Here is an 18,228-nt window from a genome sequence, read left to right as displayed (position 1 = left end):
GTATTGCTCAGGCACAGCCACTATAAACTCAGTACAGCCCTACATAATGATAACCCCAAATACAGAATTTAAACGTCTTGTTGCTCTTTCAGAATTTGATCTTGACTATAATAAATTAAAAGAAAATTTTAAAAACCTTTCTGAACTCGCCGCAAAAGTTACCGGTACCGAAATATCGCTAGTAAATCTACTAGATCACCACACACAGTGGACAGTTTCAAATTATGGTGTAGAGATAGATCAAATGCCCAAGGAAGATTCGGTTTGTAAGCATACTATTACAAAAGAAGATTTTTTTGAGGTAAGAGATCTTTCAAGAGACGAACGATTTTTTAAAAAAGTATATGTAAACGGAGAATTAAAACTCAGGTATTATTTTGGTATTCCTTTAAAAACAAGCCAGCATCACGCTATTGGTGCGCTCTGTGTTATGGATAGAAAAGCGATGCCTATTTCTGAAGAAAAATTGGAAATACTAAAGCTTATTGCAAAGGAAATTGTAGAAAAGTTGGAGGTATTAAAAGCTGAAAAACAAATTCATCATAGTTTTAATGAAGCAGTGCAGGTTAAGAATAAGTTAGCACATGATATTCGTGGTCCTGTTCATGGAATTCTAGGTTTGAGTGAAATTGCCATAGAGGAACAAACTAAAGATACAGCAATGAGTGAGTATTTTAGTTTGATTGCAGAAAGTAGCTCCAGTTTACTTAAATTAACTTCAGAAATTCTTCAGGAGAGTAAAGCTTCAAAGGCTGATAAAAACTTCCAAACCTCGCTTAGTGCCTTGGCACAAAATTTAGAGGCCTTGTACATGCCGCAGGCCGGAATTAAAAATATTGATTTCAAGGTGACAATCACTGAAGAAATCCCAGGCGAAATGTTTAGCAGCTCAAAATTATTGCAAATTGGGGGTAATTTGATTTCTAATGCTATAAAGTTTACTCCCGAAGAAGGAGCTGTAACCATGCATCTCTCGCTATTGCCTGTAGCCGATAATCACAAAATGTTATTATTTAAGGTTGAGGATACCGGACCCGGATTCTCACCAGAAAAGATAGAAGAGATAGTAACCGGAAACGCGCACTCCACTACTGGAACACAGGGTGAAAAGGGACATGGACTCGGACTTAATATGGTTCAATATCTCGTAGAGAGCCTTTCTGGTAATTTCAGTATTAGTCCGCAGGATGATGGTGGTGTCATTCAAGTCGAAATTCCGATAATGATTTTAGAGAATTAGTGATTAAAAATCCTAATTCTTATTTTCTTCAAAATTAAAGCTGTTCAGATCATTTAAATCCTGCTTAAAGTCCTTTAAATTTTTCAAAAAGCCTAACACATTAGGTGAAACTTGTTTTTAAATTATTAGTTAATCAACTGATATTTATCATATTAAAATCTCTTTTTACAGTCTAAATTTGGGAGGCTAACCAAATGCTGTAAAGATGGATACTTCTCTATTTCTCGCTAAATTCTGGGGTTGGTACCTCTTGATTTTCTTTTTTGTGCTCAGTTTTAATCCCAGACGCATACAACAGATCTTTAAAGATTTAAGAGATCAAAAATTCCTGATTTTAGCTGCTTTTGCCGCTATAATTATAGGTTTGCTCAATATTTTATTTCACAATACATGGGAACTGGGTTGGGAATTTATAATAACTGCCCTTGGCTGGACTTCCCTCTTTATAGGCCTTGGGCTCTTCGTATTTCCTGAACCTACCTCTCGAAAACTTACCGTCCTTAACCTCAAATTTGTACAGGTAATATACGTGCTGCTATTCCTTTTAGGAATTTTCCTACTGAATATGGGTTATCAACTCGTTTTATACTAAAAAATAAGCTTATGAAATTCATTAAAAAATTTAGGGAACTCTCTATAAAAGACGTGGCTGAGGTAGGTGGAAAAAACGCTTCCCTGGGCGAAATGTATAACGAATTATCTTCTGAAGGTGTTCTGGTGCCAGATGGCTTTGCGACTACATCTGAAGCCTTCTGGATTTTTATTAAATCGAATAATATTGAAGATAAAATAAATAATCTGCTGAAGACCCTGGATCGGGATAATTTTAAAAATCTAAGTAGCATTGGCGCTGAAGCGAGGGATTTAATTTTATCAGGAAATTTTTCTGATGATTTTTCCAGAGAAATAATTACCGCCTATCAGGAGTTGGGCAAAGATGAAGATATACAAGTTGCTGTAAGAAGTAGCGCTACCGCCGAGGATTTACCCAATGCGAGTTTTGCCGGCCAGCATGATACGTTTTTAAATATCAAAAGTTCTGAAGCTTTGCTAAATGCGGTTAAAGCTTGTTTTGCTTCCCTGTATACCAACAGGGCTATCAAATACCGCGAAGATAAGGGTTTTCTGCATCACGACGTCGCACTTTCTGTGGGTGTTCAAAAAATGGTGAGATCAGATATTAGTTGCTCTGGAATTGGTTTTAGCCTCGATCCTGAATCAGGTTTTAGGAATATTATTCATATTTCCGGAGTTTGGGGATTGGGAGAAAATATTGTGCAGGGAATGGTTAATCCCGATGAATTTGATGTTTTTAAATCAACTATTGATAAAGCTGAAAATCCCATTATTCAGAAAAAACTGGGACATAAAGAACTTTCTATGGTTTACGCCGAATCCAGCGGCCATTCTTCAACAGTAAATATTGAAACTCCGCTCGAAAAACAGGATAGTTTTGTTTTGAGTGATGAGGAGGTGATTAAACTTTCCCGATGGATTTTACTTATCGAAAAGCATTACAACCGTCCAATGGATTTAGAGTGGGCAAAAGATGGTTTAACTAACGAGCTTTTTATCACTCAGGCCCGGCCAGAAACTGTGCATAAAGATGAGGACAAACGTTTTTATATAGAATATCATCTAAAGGAAAAAGGGGAAGTTTTAACCAGCGGAAGTGCCATTGGTTCTAGCATCGCAACCGGAAAAGCCAGGTACTTAAAATCGCCGGAGGAAGGCCATAAATTAAATCCCGGAGAAATTTTAATCACCAATAACACTAGCCCGGATTGGGATCCATTATTAAAATTGGCAGTAGCAGTAGTAACCGAAAGAGGCGGGAGAACAAGTCACGCGGCAATTGTAGCTCGCGAACTTGGTGTTCCGGCAATTGTAGGAACCAATGATGCTACCCAGAAGATTAAAGATGGCGAAATGATAACTGTTTCCTGCGAAGGAAAAACAGGTTTCGTCTATAAAGGGGCCCTGGAATTTGAAACAAATGAAATTGATTTCGGTAAAATTACCCTGCCAAAAACCGAAGCTAAATTTATTCTTTCAGATCCGGATAGGGCTTTTCAGCTTTCATTTTACCCAAATAATGGAGTGGGTTTATTGCGTATGGAATTCATTATCACTCATAAGGTGAAAATTCACCCTATGGCTTTGGTGAAATATGATGAGGTTAAAGAAACCGCAGCAAAAAAGATTATTGAAGAACTAACCTGGCAGTATAAAGATAAACGTGACTTTTTCGTTGAAGAATTATCACGAGGAATTGCGGTTATGGCCGCAGCTTTTTATCCTAAGGAAGTAATTGTAAGGCTTAGTGATTTTAAAAGTAACGAATATGCAAACTTAATAGGAGGTCGTCAATTTGAGCCTTTAGAAGAAAACCCTATGCTCGGTTTTAGAGGTGCTGCCCGTTATTATCACCCGAATTATAAGGAGGCTTTTGAACTGGAATGCAAAGCTATAAAAAGGGTGCGGGAAGAAATGGGACTTGACAATTTAAAAGTTATGATCCCTTTTTGCAGAACCATAAATGAAGCGAAAAGTGTGATCGATTTAATGAAAGAATTCGGTTTGGAACGCGGAAAAAATTCCCTCGAAATTTATATGATGGTTGAAATTCCCTCTAACGTAATTCTCCTGGAGGAATTTGCTGAATTTTTCGACGGATTTTCGATTGGCTCCAACGATCTTACCCAACTAACCCTGGGAGTTGATCGCGATTCAGAATTAATGGCCGGTGTGTTTGATGAAAATAATGCAGCTGCAAAAGAAATGATTGCAACCGCAATACAAAAAGCTCGCAAGGCCGGGAAGAAAATAGGACTGTGCGGACAGGCACCCAGCGATTTTCCGGAATTTGCTTCTTTTTTAGTAAATGAAAAAATCAGTAGTATTTCGTTTAATCCCGATGCGCTTTTAAAAGGGGTAGAGAATATTAATCAGGCTGAAGCCGGGCAGTAAAACACAAGAAAATGTTGAAAGATCCGCACGCTATTCCTTCTGAAAAAATCCTTTCAGAATTAAAGGTCGATCCCGATAAAGGATTGACAGCCGCTGAGGTAACTTTAAGATTAAAAGATCATGGTCCCAACCGTTTAAAAAAATCAAAGTCTAAAAATATCGGACTTATATTTTTAGAACAATTTCTTGATCCTATAATTTATATTCTGGCTGCCGCGATGGCTCTTGCTTATTTCTTTGGTGAATGGCTGGAAGGCACGGCCGTTTTAATAGTGATTCTCATTACCGCGCTTATAGGTTTTTTTATGGAATGGCAGGCGATTCGCTCTGTAGAGGCTTTGCAAAAAATGGTAGAAACCAAGGCCAATGTTTTGCGCGATGGCAAAGAACAGGAAATTAAAGCGGAAGGATTAGTTCCAGGAGACATTGTAATTCTGGAAAGTGGAGATGTTATTCCTGCAGATTGCCGAATGCTTGAAACCGAAAGTTTTGCGGTAAAAGAAGCGATCCTAACCGGGGAAAGTAATCAGATAGAAAAAAATATAGAAGCGCTTCCCGATAAAGTTCCACTGGCTAACCGAAAGAATATGCTTTACAAAGGCACAATTGCGGTTAGAGGAAAAGCGAAAGCTATTGTGATTTCCACAGGAATTAAAACTGAAATTGGTCGAATTAGTGAACTCACCAGTAGTGCTAAAAAGGAAAGCACACCCTTAGAAAAGAAGTTGAAGCGATTGAGTAGGTGGCTTATCTGGCTCACTTTAATTCTCGCAATTCTTATTGTTGTCACCGGTTATTTTCAGGGCAAAGATTTAATGCTGATGATTAAAACGGGTATAGCCTTGGCCGTCGCTGCAATTCCGGAAGGTTTGCCTATTGTGGCTACTATTGCTCTTGCCAGGGGAATGCTTCGGCTTTCTAAAAGGAATGTGGTAATTAAGAAATTAGAGGCTGTTCAGACCCTTGGTGAAACTGGGATTATTTGCACCGATAAGACCGGTACGCTTACCGAAAATAAAATGAGTGTTCATCACTTAATGCTGGGTACTTCAGATTTTCCTGCTACAGAAGCCGCAAACTTCAAAAATGATCTTGCTTTTGAAAAACTGATACATATAGGTAGTCTCTGTAATAATTCAAAATTGAAAGATGATAAATTCACGGGAGATGCCGTAGAGATTGCTTTAATTGAATTCGCTACCGAAATGGGATTCGATTATAAAGAACTTCAGGAGAAATATCCAAAAATAGGGGAAATTCCTTTTGATGCGGAAATCAAAAAAATGGCCACTTTACATACTTTCGAAAGTGACTATTTAACTTGCGTAAAAGGAGCGTTGGAAGCTTTACTCAATTCCTGTGATTTGGTTTTAACCGAAGATGGGCCTAAGGAATTTCAGGATAAAGAAAAATGGGACCAACAGGCAAAACTAATCGCTGCGGAAGGAATGCGGGTGCTGGCCTTCGCATATAAGGAAAGTAAAGAAAAGCCTGCCCAGGAAACCTTGATGGAGCACCTCACATTCGTTGGGATCTTAGGATTTTTAGATCCGCCGCGGAAAGACATAAAACAAGCAATTGAAACCTATAAAAACGCCGGAATAAGAGTGGTGATGGTTACCGGGGATCATCCCGACACCGCGAGAAAAATTGGGGAAGAAATCGGGTTAATTGCTGTAGATGCACCCAAAGAAATGGTGGTGCACGGCGCGGATCTTGAGGAAATTGCTTCGTTAACCGAAGACCAACAAAATACCTTAATGCAGGCCGGAATATTTGCCAGAATGGTTCCCGGTCAGAAACTGGATTTGGTAGAATTTTATCAAAAAAATAAAGCAATTGTGGGAATGCTGGGTGACGGGGTGAACGATGCCCCGGCCCTTAAAAAGGCAGATATCGGCATTGCTATGGGAATTCGTGGAACCGAGGCCGCTAAAGAAGTCGCTGATGTAATTTTAATGGACGATAAATTTACCTCTACCGAGCTTGCTATAAGGCAGGGACGAACCATTTTTGAGAACATCAGGCAGTTTGTGGTCTTTTTACTTTCCTGTAACCTGGCAGAGATAATTTCGGTTGCCCTGGCTTCTTTGGGTAATTTACCAATGCCATTACTTCCGCTGCAAATACTTTTTCTAAATCTCATAACCGATGTTTTCCCTGCTTTGGCTTTGGGAGTTGGGAAAGGAGATCCAAATATTATGAAAGATCCTCCCAGGGATCCGCAAGAGCCTATTCTTACTAAAAAGCTTTGGACTGCAACAGTGATGTATGGTTTAAGTATTACAGCCTCGGTGATTGGGGTAGTGGCTTACACACATTTTAAAATGGGATTAAACTCGATTTTGGTGAATAATATTGCATTTTACACTCTTATTTTAGGACAATTGCTGAATGTCTTTAATCTTCCTAGACGAAAAATATCTTTTTGGAAAAATGAAGTAACCTCCAATCCATGGGTTTGGGCAGCCTCGGCTTTTTCGATTTTAACTATGGTTGTTGTTTATCATATTCCTTTGATGGCAGAAGCTTTATCGCTGGTGCCCCTATCAGCTAATCAATTTGTTGTTATAATTGTTTTTGGTACTGCTTCATTAATGATATCGCAGATCTTAAAGCGTTTGAAATTGGCTAATTAAACTTAGTCGTGACTGACGAAAATCATACTTTTTTAGAGCGTTTTGTTTTAATTTCAATGAATACTAAAACTATTAATTATGGAAAGTATAAGGAAAAGGCCAAAAGGCGATTTTATTGCCGAGGCCAATATGGAGCAGCTCTATACGCTTACCAAACACTGGAATTCAGATTTACATTTTTTTAGGGACGATCTCAGTTTTCTACATAAACTTTTAGACAGCTATTTTATATGGATAGATAAAGATGAGAATTACAGGGTAGCATCAAAAATGAAGAATGAACTCCTGAGGTTGAAAGAACGTTGCCAGGATCTATTGGAAAAAACCGATAAGCATAGACAACAAATAGGAAAAATGATTTTAGAAAAAATGGAAGATTCCAGGGTTTTTAGATTAGAACATGAACATCTGGAAGACGAGATAGTAAGTTTTGTAAAGGCGTTCAGGTTAAACAGGTTAGAACTTTTCAAGATCACCGAATATATAAAAGACACCGATAAGGTGCTGGAAATTTCCTGAAATGGATACTGAAAAACAGGCTAATCTATAGCAAAGTGACCCTCATCATATTTTTTGAAATCCCTTAAACCTAATTTTGAACTAACATTAAAAACCTACTACTATGCTCATCAATATTCAATTTATAAAGACAAAAGGAAGTGAAGCTTTAACTCAAAATGTATCAAAAAGCCTAAATAAACTATCAGATAAATATGACTGGCTTATAAAAGCCGAAGTTTATTTTAAAGAAGAAAATGACCCTACAGGAAAATCAAAGATTTGTGAGATCGAGCTAAGTGCGCCCGGTCCCAGGATTTTTGCTTCCTCAACCGAAGAAAGTTTTGAATTAGCCATCAAAAAGACCATCTTCGAACTGGAACAGCAACTCAAAAAACGAAAAGCTGTTTTCGTAGCACATTAAGATGCTTGCAGAGACTGTTTAAAAGAAAATGTGTTACAATTCATTCCGGTTAAGCTCAATTTATCCGACTTAGAGTGAAATTATTTTAAGCAGTCTCTCTTTTTAGAAGATCAATTCCCGAAATTCCCAGGCTTTATAGCTGAAGAAAATTAAAAATCCTACCGCTACAACCAACTCCATAAAGGCAGAAGCTAGTAAACCGATAAAGGATCCATAAGCCGCACGTAGAGCCGATTTAGAATCAGCTTTATTGATGATTTCACCAATAAAAGCTCCGGCAAAAGCTCCAATTACTATTCCCAGCGGGATAGGGACAAAAATCCCAATTACCAGGCCGATAGTGGCACCCCACATTCCGGCTTTACTACCACCGTATTTTTTTGTTCCCATTGCCGGGATTATAAGTTGCAAAGCATAAATTATAGCGGCGAGAATAAAAGCGATTCCCAAAACCCAGAAATTTATAGGAACCGAAGGTGCTAAATAAAGAAGCAATAATCCTACCCAACTAAGTGGTACACCGGGCAAAACCGGCAAAAAACTTCCCAGGATGCCAAGGACCATACAAATAGCTGCTAGCGTAAATAAAAGTATATCCATAAGGTTAGAATGGGTTTAAAAATCTTTTTTGATTTCTTTAATGAACTGAATAATTATTAGCGGCGCAATACTACTAATACCTATAAGAATCCAACTCTGTAAACTGAGTTTTTCAAAAGACAAAACATCAGCAAATACCGGCACAAAATAGGCAATTAAAACTAAGCTAATACATAGCAGTAATGCCATCCAGATAAATTTATTTCTGGTAACCTGGTTGTTAAACATATTCTCATCCCCATCACGCAAATTAAAAACGTGAAGAAATTGAGCGAAAGCAAGACTAAAAAATGCGATGTTATTATTGATACTTTCAGATTGCTGTAATATAAAATGAGAGTAGAGGTAAGCGCCACTTACACTTGCAGTTATTATTAAACCATAAGAAATAATCTGTCGCCAGTTCTGCTTTTTAAGTACTGGTTCCTTAGGATCTTTTGGCGGATGCTCAAGTACTTTTTTGTCACCTTCGCCAACTCCTAGTGCGAGTGCAGGAAAAACATCAGATAAAAGATTTAAAAAAAGCAGCTGAAGCGGTAAAATAGGCAAGGTAAATAAACTGAAACTCATTATCGCAATGATAAGAATCTCACTAAGGTGATAAGAAAGTTGATAGACTACAAAACGCCTAATATTGCCAAATATAATTCGTCCTTGTGCAACTGCATTTATTATAGAATCAAAAGAATCATCTTTTAATACCACATCGGCTACTTCCTGGGCCACCTGGGTTCCCCTTTTTCCCATCGCAATACCAATATCAGCTTTCTTCAATGCGGGAGCATCATTCACTCCATCCCCGGTCATAGCTACTATTTCACCATTATTTTTGTAAGTTTCAATAAGCTTTAATTTTTGCCCCGGAGCAACACGGGAGAAAACATAAGAATCCTTTATTTCTTCGTATGGAATATCCTTATCATTTAAGTCTTTACCGTGCACAGCCACATCGTTATTTTCTTCATCTTCGGAAAAAAGGTGAACCGTTTTCCCTACGTTTTTAGCTGTGCCGGGATGATCTCCTGTAACCATTAATACTTTAATCCCTGCTTTTTTACAGGTTTCTATAGATGAAGCAATTTCTTCCCGCGGCGGATCTATAAATCCTATTAATCCAACAAAGCATAGTTTCTCTATAAAATTGTCTTCATCTTCAGGTTTCTTTTCTGTTTTTCTGTAGCCAAAGGCTAAAACCCGTAATCCATCTTCAGAAAGCTCATTATTTTTCTGCTGCCATTTTTCTTTTTGTTCTTTATTGAGTTCTGTTTCTTCATCATTTTCCAAAATATGCGTACTTCTATCTAAAATTGCACTCGTAGATCCCTTGGCAGCAATGTATATTTTGGCATTTTCACTTTTAGAAGCCACACCCATTGTCATGGTGTCAGAGTCAAAAGGTTTATGAAGAATACGCTCTTTTTTCTTGTTTTCGGTATAGAATTCTTCATCTAAATTCTTAGTGAACTTTAATAGGGCAATTTCTAAGGGATCACCATTTTCTGTCCCATCGTCTTCCAAATTTGCATCGTTTGCAAGAACTGATATTTTAAATATTTCCTGAAAATTAGAGTTCTCCTTATTTTCAACTTCGGGTTTTTCATCTTTCCAATTAACTTTTAGGTCCTCTTTTTTCGGCAAAGAGAAATTTTTGACAGTAAGTTTATTTTTAGTTAGCGTTCCGGTTTTATCGGTAAATATTACGGTAGTTTCTCCAAGGGTTTCTACGGCGCTTAATTTTTTAACCAGTACATTTTGCTTAGACAATCTATACATCCCGCGGGCAAGGGCAATACTGGCAACAATGGGTAAACCTTCCGGGATTGCGGCAATGGCCCAGGCAATTGAGGTCTGGATCAGTTGATAAAGGTCTTTATCGGTTAACCAGCCAAATAAGAAAAATGCCGCTGCCATAGCAAGAATGACCCATATTAGATTTTTGGTAAGCTGGTTAAGTTTGGTAGTTAAGGGCGTTTCGTCTTTGTCCTGTTCCTGGACCATAGCCGAGATATTTCCTACCTCGGTGTGCATAGCCGTGGCAAAAACCACAGCTTTCCCGGTTCCGGCAGTAACGGCAGTTCCTTTGTAAATGGTATTGTTACGATCGGCCACTTGTTTTTCATCTTCAATGGCTTCAGAAGATTTGTTAACCGGTACAGATTCTCCTGTTAAGGCCGCTTCGTCAATTCGAAGTTCGTTAGCTTCAAGTAAACGGGCATCTGCCGGAATTAAGTCGCCTGCATCTATTTTTAGAACATCTCCGGGCACAATTTCTTCGGCATCAAGTTCAGTTTCTTTCCCGTCTCTAATCACCGTTATTTCGGTTTTATCCATTTTTTTAATGGCTTCCATAGACTTCTGTGCCTGGAACTCCATCCAGAAACCGATAATGGTATTTACAATAAGAACAACAAGAATTACTATGGCTTCGGGAACATCGCCAAAAAGAAATGCGATTACCGCAGCGGCAGTAAGGAGATATATTACAGGATTATTTAACTGGCTAAGAATAATACTCAGAATACTTTTTCCCGATTTTTCTTCGAGCTGGTTTTTTCCGAATTTCTCCTGGCGATCCTTAATATTATTTTCATCTAAACCATTATTGGCATCGGTTTGTAGTTTTTCGATAACCTCTTCGGAAGAGAGTTGATAAGCTTTTTTGCGTAGATCTGAAAGTTCTTTTTCTGAAATCATAGCTTAAAAGTTAAGGATTTTTGCTGTTTTGGTGCGGACCTTATAATTATTTTAAATTTTTTTTGGCATCCTCTATTAATTTTTTTTAACTAAATAATTAGGTTAAACTAAAATGTTAGTTTATATTAGCATTATTAAATTGAATTAAACGTCATCCAGAATTCGTCACTCCGAGCGGAGTCGAGAAGTCAGGATCTAATTTCAATTCAATTTAGAATCCCGAAGTCAATTCGGGATAAAGTCTGAAAATTCAGTCCGGTGTAGAAAAATTAAAATAGATTTCCGCCTTCGGGAAATGACAAAAGGAACTTATGAAACAACTAACCAAAGCCGAAGAAGAGATTATGCAAATTCTCTGGAAACTGGAGAAAGCCAATGTCGCTTCAATTATCGAGGAAATGCCAGAGCCTAAACCCGCATACAACACGGTTTCTACCATTGTAAGAATCCTGGAAGATAAAGGTTTTGTAGATCACGAAAAGAAAGGGAAAGGTTATTTATATTTTCCGCTTTTGGCTCGTGAGACTTATAGCAATCAAAGCATCAATAAATTGATGAATAATTATTTTAACGGCTCCTTTAAAAGTATGGTTTCCTTTTTTATGAAAAAGAACGATATGGACACCAAAGACCTGGAAGCGATTTTAAAGGAGATCAATAAAAAAGAGCAATAATGTTACAGTATATAATTCAGGTGGTATTGTTCCAACTCGGTTTTTTGCTGATGTATGAACTGCTGCTAAAAAAAGAGACGTTTTTCAATATAAACAGGTTGTATTTATTAGTAACACCGCTTGTTTCGCTTTTACTTCCTTTATTGAAAATTGAAAGTTTATCGACATTGGTGCCGGCAGAATCCATCTCGGCGCTTTCGCAGGTTTGGCTTCCGGAAGTTTATATTGGCGGTGAGCCTGAAAATGTTCATCAGTTGCCTGCCGTGAATATAGCACAAGAGCAAGGTTTACAAATAAACTGGTGGTTAGTTACCTATATTTCAGGAGTGGTACTTAGTTTAATTTTATTGCTCAAGAAATACCAAAACCTGAACAATTTATTTTGTTTCCGAAGAATTTCAGAAAATAAAGAGCTGAGAATTATTGAAGTTCCGAATTCAAATATTGCCTGTACTTTTTTTAAAACCGTGTTTTTGGGCGATAAATTATCTGAAGCTGAAAAGCAACAAATTTTATCGCACGAATTAGTTCATGTTAGGCAAAAACACAGCCTGGATTTGGTGTTTTTTGAAGCTTTAAAGATCATATTTTGGTTTAATCCTTTGGTATATATCTATCAGAGTAGGATTGCCGCTTTGCACGAGTTCATCGCCGATGCAAATGTGGTAAAAACCACCACTAAACGCAGCTATTACGAACAGTTGCTTAACACCGCGTTTAACACGCAGAATATTTCATTCATCAATCAATTTTTTAATCATTCATTAATCAAAAAACGAATTATTATGTTACAAAAATCAAGATCAAAAACAATCGCAAAATTCAAGTACCTATTTGTACTTCCGTTACTCTTTATGATGCTCACCTATGTGTCGTGTTCTGAAGATAAAGAAGGAATAGACGATAATCAGTCAATTTCTGAACAATTAGCAGAAATTAAAATGGCCATTGATGATGGTAAGAAATTATCTGACACTGAAAAGCAGCAATTATTTGAAATTCTAGATGCGATGGGTCAAAATGAAAATCGTCCAACTCCACCGCCATTACCACCTTTTGAAAAATCATCAGCTTCAGGAGATAATTCGAACGCTGTTCCGTTTGCAGTAATTGAAGAAGTTCCTGTATTTGAAGGTTGTGAAGGCTTAAGTTCTAATAAGGAGAGAAAGGAATGTATGAGTCGCCAGATTTCCCAATTTGTAAACAAAAACTTCAATACAGGTTTAGGTGAAGAATTAAACCTAAAAGGTGTAAATCGCGTAATAGCTCAATTTAGAATAGATGAAACCGGAGAAGTTGTAGATGTAAAAGCGCGAGCTTCACATCCAGCCTTACAAGAAGAAGCCATAAGAGTTATTTCTGAACTTCCTAAAATGCAGCCCGGGAAACAGGACGGAAAGGAAATTAGCGTGATGTATTCACTTCCAATAGTTTTTCAGATAGGTGAATAAGTTTAGTTTCATTATTATTTTAATGTTAGTAGCCTTTAAAGCCGAAGCTCAAACTTCGGCTTTGGCCATTTCAGACAGTTTGTATGCTGTGGGGGAATATTCCGAAGCGATAAATAAACTCCAGGAGATAAATCCTAAAACAGAGAAAACTTATCTTAAGCTGGCTAAGAACTATGCGGCGAATCGACAATCCGAAATCGCGCTGGAGAACTACAAAAAGGTTTTAAACCAAAATCCAGATCGTATTCTAACCACCATAGATTATGGCGACTTACTGGTAAAAACCGGAAAACTAAAAGCAGCCGATAGCCTTTTTAAAGTTTTGAGTGAAAAATATCCGAAGAACGCCAGTTTTAAATATCAGCAAGGATTAGTCAAAGAAAAACTTAAGGATAGTACGGCTCAGCATTATTTTATGTACACGGTAATGCTGGACACCACGCACCAGGCAGCGCTTTACAAAGTAGCTAAAGATAAATTAAGGAACCGGCAGTACACCATGGCAGAGCATTATAGTAAACGCGGGCTTCGGGCAAATCCTAATAATCCCTCTCTGCTTTCTATTCTGGCCCAAACTTATTCCTCGTTAACCCTTTATAAAGAAGCGATTCCGCCTTATAAAAAGTTGATTGATCTTGGGCAGGGCACCGAGTTTATCTTCAATAAACTTGGTTTTGCTTATTATCAAATGGGAGATTATGAGAAAGCGATAAAAATGTATAATAAGGCGCTTGAGTTTGAAGACCGAAACTCGGCTACGCATTATACCCTTGGAAAATTATATGCCTTAACAGGGGATTTAGACAAATCTGAAACTCATTTATTAATGTCCATCCTTATTAAAAAGCAACCGGTAGATGCCGAATATTTGAGTTTGGGACTCACCTACAAAATGCAGGAAAAGTATAAAGATGCGCTGGATTATTTTAATAAAGCCCTGGAGGAAAATCCAGAAAATGAAAGAGCTTTATACGAACGTGCCGTAGCGGCAGATAATTATATGGAAGATGATGAGACCGCAATTGGTTATTACCAGGCTTATTTTAATAAATACGAAAGTACTGGAAACGATGGAATGCTCTATAGAGCAAAAACCAGGATCAGTGACCTTAAGAAAAAAATACACTTAGCTGGAAAATAACTGGAAAAGGCTTCGAATGGATTTTTAGTAATTCCTTTTAAATTAACACCTATGAAATTTAAGATTATTACACTTTTTATAAGCCTTTTTCTTATCACTGTTTCCGGTTTTGCCCAGGAGGCTTTTCAAGTAAATGTATTTGTAGATGCTGATAAGAACATCTATTTGGAAGATCGAAATGTGACGATAGGCGAACTTTCTAAAGAAACTAAAGATTTAATCTACAAACAACCTGCGACCAAGTATAACCGACTCATTTTTAATATTTACGGAGATAAAAATCTGAAACACGGTTTTATTATTGATGTAAACCATAAGCTTATATCCGCAGTTGAAGGTCTACAGTCTAAGACCAATAAATACCTTTTGGAATATAAAAATATCAATCTTGAGAACTCCGGCTGGCAGCAAGAAGTAAAGTCGCTGAAGCTGGATGCTATAAAAGATTAGCCGTTGATTTTCACAAAGCTTTCTTTTAAATTTCATTACTTTTGCTCAAAGTCCAAGCGCGTTTGCCAATGAAAAAAGCTTTACTCGATAATCGAGATTTAAATGCTCTGAAACCAGTCTCGAGATTTAAGTGTTGTTATTTCTATAATTACTTCCCGATTCTGTTTCGGCGAAGTTTACTTGCAATTGCTGTTTTAGTAGTTTTCTCCTGTAATTTTGAGACTAAGAAAATTTCTTCAGAAGAGGTGCTGGAGCTGGAATCCAAAACGCTTAACTGGAAAGAAGTAGACGCATATCCTGCTTTTGAAGATTGCCAAAACGAAACAGAACTCCTTGCGGCACGCGAATGTTTTGAGCGGGAAGTTGCTGAAAATATTTACGCTTATCTTTCTAAACAACAACCTGTAGTTACTGAATCGATAGACGATACGCTTTATCTTTATCTTGAAATTAACAGCTCGGGTCATCCCGAGATAGATTCGGTACAAATAGATTCTACATTAAACGATCAGCTTCCGGAATTAAGAATGTGGTTAGACCAATCTATAGATTCCCTTCCAAAAATATATCCCGCCAGCAAGCGTGGGGTGCCTGTCTCTACCGTTTTTAAAATGCCAATTGTAATTAAAGCTGAATAATCTCTCAATTTCACATATTATAGCAGTTTTGTTATATAACATTTTTGTTATAAATTTATAAGGAGAACTTGGTTTCCCCTATTAAGGCAAGAAAGATGGTTGGTTTCTGGTAAGAACGAAAGGAAGTCATCATCACTTCAAACATCCAACAAAGAAGGGAATTGTTACCATTCCGCATCCTAAGAAAGATATTCCCAAAGGAACCTTGAATGCAATTTTAAAACAAGCCGGAATTAAATAAACTGTAATGAAAAAGGTAGAGATTTATGTTGAAAAGGCAGAGGATGGAACTTACTGGGGAAGCACTCAAAATATTCCCGGTGGTGTAAGTGCCTTTGGAAGTTCATTAGATGAACTAAAGCAAAATCTAAGGATTGCATTTCAGGATTACAAAGAAGTAGCCGAAGATCTTAATGAAGACTGGTTAAATGAAATTAAAGATTTAAACGAATTTGAATATAAGCTGGATATAGCTTCGTTCTTTAAACTTCTACCGATAAAAATTTCAGCTATCGCCGAAAAGACCGGTATAAATCCATCACTAATGCGCCAGTATGCCAGCGGAAAGGCAAATGCTTCAGAAGAAAGGGCAAGAAAAATTGAAAAAGCTATTCACGAATTAGGCGAAGACCTTCTTTCCATTTCTATCTAATTTCCAATCACCACATTCCATTTTTTTACCGTCCAGGCTTTTATGAGTCCGTTTTTTACATAGGGATCGTTTTCTGCAAAAGCTTTGACAATTTTATCAGAACCTGCTTTAAAAACCAGTATAGCTTCGTTGGCTGAATCTATAGCACCACCAAGAGTGAGGTAGCCTTCATTAAAATATTCGGTGGCGTGGTTTAAATGTTCTTGTCGGTATTTCACCCGTTCTTCCAGGTAGTTTTCCCCGGTTGTATAACTTAAAATATAATAATTCATCTTTATCTTTTGAATTGTCTTCCTTTCCAGTAAAAACCCGAAAATAGGGATTTCACTGCTACATAAGTGCTAAAAAAAGGATAAAAGATACTGCTCCAAAAATAACTTCGTAATACGGTTTCCCGCTTAAAAAATTTAGCTGAGCTGTAGATCAAAATAAAATCCAAATTAAACTTTATTAGAAAAATGATCAAAATAGACTGATATGACAAAACCTGAAAAAACACTAAAATAGCGGCAATGACAAGGCTTAAATTCATTAAAAGAACGGTGATTCCCGTAAATTTTGCAAATAAGGTTTTATAAGCCGGTGTTTTAGAAGCCCATCTTATTCTTTGAGAAACCAAATTACCTAAATTATTTTGAGGCTGGGTAGAAACAATCGCTTCCCTACTTTTCAAAAAACTGATTTTATAATTTTCTTTCTGAAATTTTTGAAGCAAAAACACATCATCGCCACTGGCAATTTTATCATTTCCCGAAAACCCGGAAACCTTAAAAAAGGCGTTCTTTTCATAACATAAATTAGCGCCATTGCACATAAATGCTTTTCCTATCCCAAAAGTTCCTGCGGTTGATGCCTGCAGACTTAAAACGTCTAATGCTTCAAAATTTCTAAATTTGGATTTTTGTTTGTTTTTCGAAGAAAACGGAATTAAAGTTACCGGACCTGCAATAAGTTTATTTCCGGTTTTTAGAATAAAATCGTTATAAGTTTTTAACCAGTTTTCAGGGACCTGGCAATCGGCATCGGTGGTAAGGATATATTCAAATTTTGCAGAATTAATCGCGGTAGAAATGGCATCCTTTTTCGGAGAATTTGAAACTCTTTTGTTTTCTAACAGTTTTACACTGAATTCTGAGTGATTTTGCTGAAACTCTTCGATGATTTCTACCGAGTTATCTTGAGATTCATCATTAACCAGTAAAATTTCAAATTTCGTTTTTGAGTAGTTTATTTCGGTGAGTGAACTTAGTAAATCCGGTAAATTTTCGGCTTCATTTCTGAAAGGAATAACTATGGAAAACCCGATTTCCGCAGGTGAATTTTCCGAAGGGAATTCCTGTGTTTTTTTCCAGCCATAAAGTAGCATTAACATTAAAACTGCATAAAAAAAACAAATAATTATAAAGAAAATCATATTCGGTTTTTAGTTTCTTATTCCCTGTAAAGTAAACTAATTTACAGCAAAACCACGGGCGGTAAAGTAGAAAAGTGCTTCCAGTAATTGCGTAATTAGAACCTCGCTTAGCGGGTAAGGAAATGAAATTGCTTAGCTTTGCGAAGCTGGCTGAAATTATGCGAGCTTTAAATCGAAACAGCTATTTTGAAGAGCGAAAAAATTATTTTAGGAATTGATCCCGGGACCACGATTATGGGCTTTGGACTCATAAAAGTGGAGAACAAAGAGATGAAATTTATGCAGCTGAACGAATTACAGCTGAGTAAATACAGCGATCCCTACGTAAAACTAAAATTGATTTTTGAGCGTACCATAGAGTTGATTGACACCTATCATCCCGATGAAATCGCGATTGAAGCCCCATTTTTTGGTAAAAATGTACAATCTATGCTAAAACTGGGCAGGGCACAAGGTGTGGCAATGGCCGCCGGGCTTTCGAGACAAATACCCATTACCGAATATTTACCCAAGAAAATAAAAATGGCGATTACCGGCAACGGAAATGCCAGCAAGGAACAGGTAGCGAAAATGCTGCAAAGTTTACTAGGTTTGAAATCCCTGCCAAAAAATCTCGACTCAACCGATGGGCTTGCGGCAGCGGTTTGTCACTTTTACAATTCGGGCCGGACTGAAGTCGGTAAAAATTATACCGGCTGGGCAGCTTTTGTAAAGCAAAATCCGAAAAAAATCAAATAATTCAG

General features: G+C 37.3%; 17 protein-coding genes and 1 pseudogene. 14 read left to right on the top strand and 4 right to left on the bottom strand.

The window, feature by feature from the left end; translation table 11 throughout:
* Window positions 1–46: 46 nt before the first annotated feature.
* From LB465_RS15030 to LB465_RS15005, 6 genes are all read left to right on the top strand, one after another.
* Window positions 47–1,240 carry a GAF domain-containing sensor histidine kinase gene (locus LB465_RS15030; RefSeq protein ID WP_224470747.1) on the top strand — a complete coding sequence of 398 codons (1,194 nt, stop codon included), beginning with the start codon at window positions 47–49 and terminating at the stop codon, window positions 1,238–1,240.
* Window positions 1,241–1,445: 205 nt separating this feature from the next.
* Window positions 1,446–1,832, top strand: a complete 387-nt coding sequence (locus tag LB465_RS15025; RefSeq protein ID WP_224470746.1) for a hypothetical protein — start codon at window positions 1,446–1,448, stop codon at window positions 1,830–1,832.
* Window positions 1,833–1,843: 11 nt separating this feature from the next.
* Window positions 1,844–4,210 (top strand): phosphoenolpyruvate synthase, encoded by a 2,367-nt coding sequence (ppsA, locus tag LB465_RS15020; RefSeq protein WP_224470745.1) that lies wholly within the window; start codon window positions 1,844–1,846, stop codon window positions 4,208–4,210.
* Between the two features lie 11 nt (window positions 4,211–4,221).
* Complete coding sequence (locus LB465_RS15015; protein WP_224470744.1) at window positions 4,222–6,849, top strand: cation-translocating P-type ATPase; 2,628 nt, start codon at window positions 4,222–4,224, stop codon at window positions 6,847–6,849.
* A 78-nt stretch (window positions 6,850–6,927) separates the two neighbouring features.
* Window positions 6,928–7,368, top strand: a complete 441-nt coding sequence (locus tag LB465_RS15010; protein ID WP_224470743.1) for a hypothetical protein — start codon at window positions 6,928–6,930, stop codon at window positions 7,366–7,368.
* A 103-nt stretch (window positions 7,369–7,471) separates the two neighbouring features.
* A complete protein-coding gene (locus tag LB465_RS15005; RefSeq protein ID WP_224470742.1) occupies window positions 7,472–7,771 on the top strand; it encodes an HPF/RaiA family ribosome-associated protein in 300 nt (99 codons plus the stop codon).
* Window positions 7,772–7,873: 102 nt separating this feature from the next.
* On the opposite strand, the gene LB465_RS15000 is transcribed toward LB465_RS15005, so the two are convergent.
* Window positions 7,874–8,371 carry a DUF456 domain-containing protein gene (locus LB465_RS15000; protein WP_224470741.1) on the bottom strand — a complete coding sequence of 166 codons (498 nt, stop codon included), beginning with the start codon at window positions 8,369–8,371 and terminating at the stop codon, window positions 7,874–7,876.
* Between the two features lie 15 nt (window positions 8,372–8,386).
* Window positions 8,387–11,065, bottom strand: a complete 2,679-nt coding sequence (locus LB465_RS14995) for a cation-translocating P-type ATPase (protein WP_224470740.1) — start codon at window positions 11,063–11,065, stop codon at window positions 8,387–8,389.
* 311 nt (window positions 11,066–11,376) lie between these two features.
* Between LB465_RS14995 and LB465_RS14990 the strand changes: the two genes are divergently transcribed.
* The 7 genes and pseudogenes from LB465_RS14990 (at window position 11,377) to LB465_RS14960 (ending at window position 16,071) form a co-directional block, all read left to right on the top strand.
* On the top strand, window positions 11,377–11,739 hold the full coding sequence (locus tag LB465_RS14990) for a BlaI/MecI/CopY family transcriptional regulator (RefSeq protein ID WP_224470739.1): 363 nt from the start codon (window positions 11,377–11,379) through the stop codon (window positions 11,737–11,739).
* Window positions 11,739–13,190 (top strand): M56 family metallopeptidase, encoded by a 1,452-nt coding sequence (locus LB465_RS14985; RefSeq protein ID WP_224470738.1) that lies wholly within the window; start codon window positions 11,739–11,741, stop codon window positions 13,188–13,190. Before LB465_RS14990 ends, LB465_RS14985 begins: the two co-directional genes overlap by 1 nt.
* A gap of 22 nt (window positions 13,191–13,212) precedes the next feature.
* Entirely contained in the window at window positions 13,213–14,331 is a 1,119-nt protein-coding gene (locus LB465_RS14980; protein WP_224470737.1) for a tetratricopeptide repeat protein, read from the top strand.
* A gap of 51 nt (window positions 14,332–14,382) precedes the next feature.
* Window positions 14,383–14,781 (top strand): ExbD/TolR family protein, encoded by a 399-nt coding sequence (locus tag LB465_RS14975; RefSeq protein WP_224470736.1) that lies wholly within the window; start codon window positions 14,383–14,385, stop codon window positions 14,779–14,781.
* Between the two features lie 68 nt (window positions 14,782–14,849).
* Window positions 14,850–15,419 carry a hypothetical protein gene (locus LB465_RS14970; RefSeq protein ID WP_224470735.1) on the top strand — a complete coding sequence of 190 codons (570 nt, stop codon included), beginning with the start codon at window positions 14,850–14,852 and terminating at the stop codon, window positions 15,417–15,419.
* A gap of 100 nt (window positions 15,420–15,519) precedes the next feature.
* Window positions 15,520–15,660 (top strand): annotated as a pseudogene (locus LB465_RS14965) (type II toxin-antitoxin system HicA family toxin); the annotation flags it as partial.
* A gap of 6 nt (window positions 15,661–15,666) precedes the next feature.
* Window positions 15,667–16,071 (top strand): type II toxin-antitoxin system HicB family antitoxin, encoded by a 405-nt coding sequence (locus LB465_RS14960; RefSeq protein ID WP_224470734.1) that lies wholly within the window; start codon window positions 15,667–15,669, stop codon window positions 16,069–16,071.
* On the opposite strand, the gene LB465_RS14955 is transcribed toward LB465_RS14960, so the two are convergent.
* On the bottom strand, window positions 16,068–16,343 hold the full coding sequence (locus LB465_RS14955; protein WP_224470733.1) for a YciI-like protein: 276 nt from the start codon (window positions 16,341–16,343) through the stop codon (window positions 16,068–16,070). The genes LB465_RS14960 and LB465_RS14955 overlap by 4 nt on opposite strands.
* Before the next feature lie 2 nt (window positions 16,344–16,345).
* Window positions 16,346–17,485: a glycosyltransferase family 2 protein gene (locus LB465_RS14950; RefSeq protein WP_224470732.1), complete on the bottom strand. Its 1,140-nt coding sequence runs from the start codon at window positions 17,483–17,485 to the stop codon at window positions 16,346–16,348.
* Between the two features lie 186 nt (window positions 17,486–17,671).
* Here LB465_RS14950 and ruvC point away from each other — a divergent pair, with 186 nt between their 5' ends.
* The gene (gene ruvC / locus LB465_RS14945) at window positions 17,672–18,223 is read left to right on the top strand and encodes a crossover junction endodeoxyribonuclease RuvC (RefSeq protein WP_224470731.1); all 552 of its coding nucleotides are present in this window, start codon (window positions 17,672–17,674) and stop codon (window positions 18,221–18,223) included.
* The last annotated feature ends 5 nt before the right edge of the window (window positions 18,224–18,228 follow it).

The organism is Salegentibacter lacus (genome assembly GCF_020164555.1).
Taxonomy (GTDB): Bacteria; Bacteroidota; Bacteroidia; order Flavobacteriales; family Flavobacteriaceae; genus Salegentibacter; species Salegentibacter lacus.
Note: the sequence above shows the minus strand (reverse complement) of the source record. Positions and strands in the feature narration are given on the sequence as shown.

Excerpts from the sequence above, each read along its gene's own strand:
- LB465_RS15030 (WP_224470747.1), top strand. The coding sequence starts at position 47 with ATGATAACCCCAAATACAGAATTTAAACGTCTTGTTGCTCTTTCAGAA.
- LB465_RS15025 (WP_224470746.1), top strand. The coding sequence starts at position 1,446 with ATGGATACTTCTCTATTTCTCGCTAAATTCTGGGGTTGGTACCTCTTG.
- ppsA (WP_224470745.1), top strand. The coding sequence starts at position 1,844 with ATGAAATTCATTAAAAAATTTAGGGAACTCTCTATAAAAGACGTGGCT.
- LB465_RS15015 (WP_224470744.1), top strand. The coding sequence starts at position 4,222 with ATGTTGAAAGATCCGCACGCTATTCCTTCTGAAAAAATCCTTTCAGAA.
- LB465_RS15010 (WP_224470743.1), top strand. The coding sequence starts at position 6,928 with ATGGAAAGTATAAGGAAAAGGCCAAAAGGCGATTTTATTGCCGAGGCC.
- LB465_RS15005 (WP_224470742.1), top strand. The coding sequence starts at position 7,472 with ATGCTCATCAATATTCAATTTATAAAGACAAAAGGAAGTGAAGCTTTA.
- LB465_RS15000 (WP_224470741.1), bottom strand. The coding sequence starts at position 8,371 with ATGGATATACTTTTATTTACGCTAGCAGCTATTTGTATGGTCCTTGGC.
- LB465_RS14995 (WP_224470740.1), bottom strand. The coding sequence starts at position 11,065 with ATGATTTCAGAAAAAGAACTTTCAGATCTACGCAAAAAAGCTTATCAA.
- LB465_RS14990 (WP_224470739.1), top strand. The coding sequence starts at position 11,377 with ATGAAACAACTAACCAAAGCCGAAGAAGAGATTATGCAAATTCTCTGG.
- LB465_RS14985 (WP_224470738.1), top strand. The coding sequence starts at position 11,739 with ATGTTACAGTATATAATTCAGGTGGTATTGTTCCAACTCGGTTTTTTG.
- LB465_RS14980 (WP_224470737.1), top strand. The coding sequence starts at position 13,213 with ATGTTAGTAGCCTTTAAAGCCGAAGCTCAAACTTCGGCTTTGGCCATT.
- LB465_RS14975 (WP_224470736.1), top strand. The coding sequence starts at position 14,383 with ATGAAATTTAAGATTATTACACTTTTTATAAGCCTTTTTCTTATCACT.
- LB465_RS14970 (WP_224470735.1), top strand. The coding sequence starts at position 14,850 with ATGAAAAAAGCTTTACTCGATAATCGAGATTTAAATGCTCTGAAACCA.
- LB465_RS14960 (WP_224470734.1), top strand. The coding sequence starts at position 15,667 with ATGAAAAAGGTAGAGATTTATGTTGAAAAGGCAGAGGATGGAACTTAC.
- LB465_RS14955 (WP_224470733.1), bottom strand. The coding sequence starts at position 16,343 with ATGAATTATTATATTTTAAGTTATACAACCGGGGAAAACTACCTGGAA.
- LB465_RS14950 (WP_224470732.1), bottom strand. The coding sequence starts at position 17,485 with ATGATTTTCTTTATAATTATTTGTTTTTTTTATGCAGTTTTAATGTTA.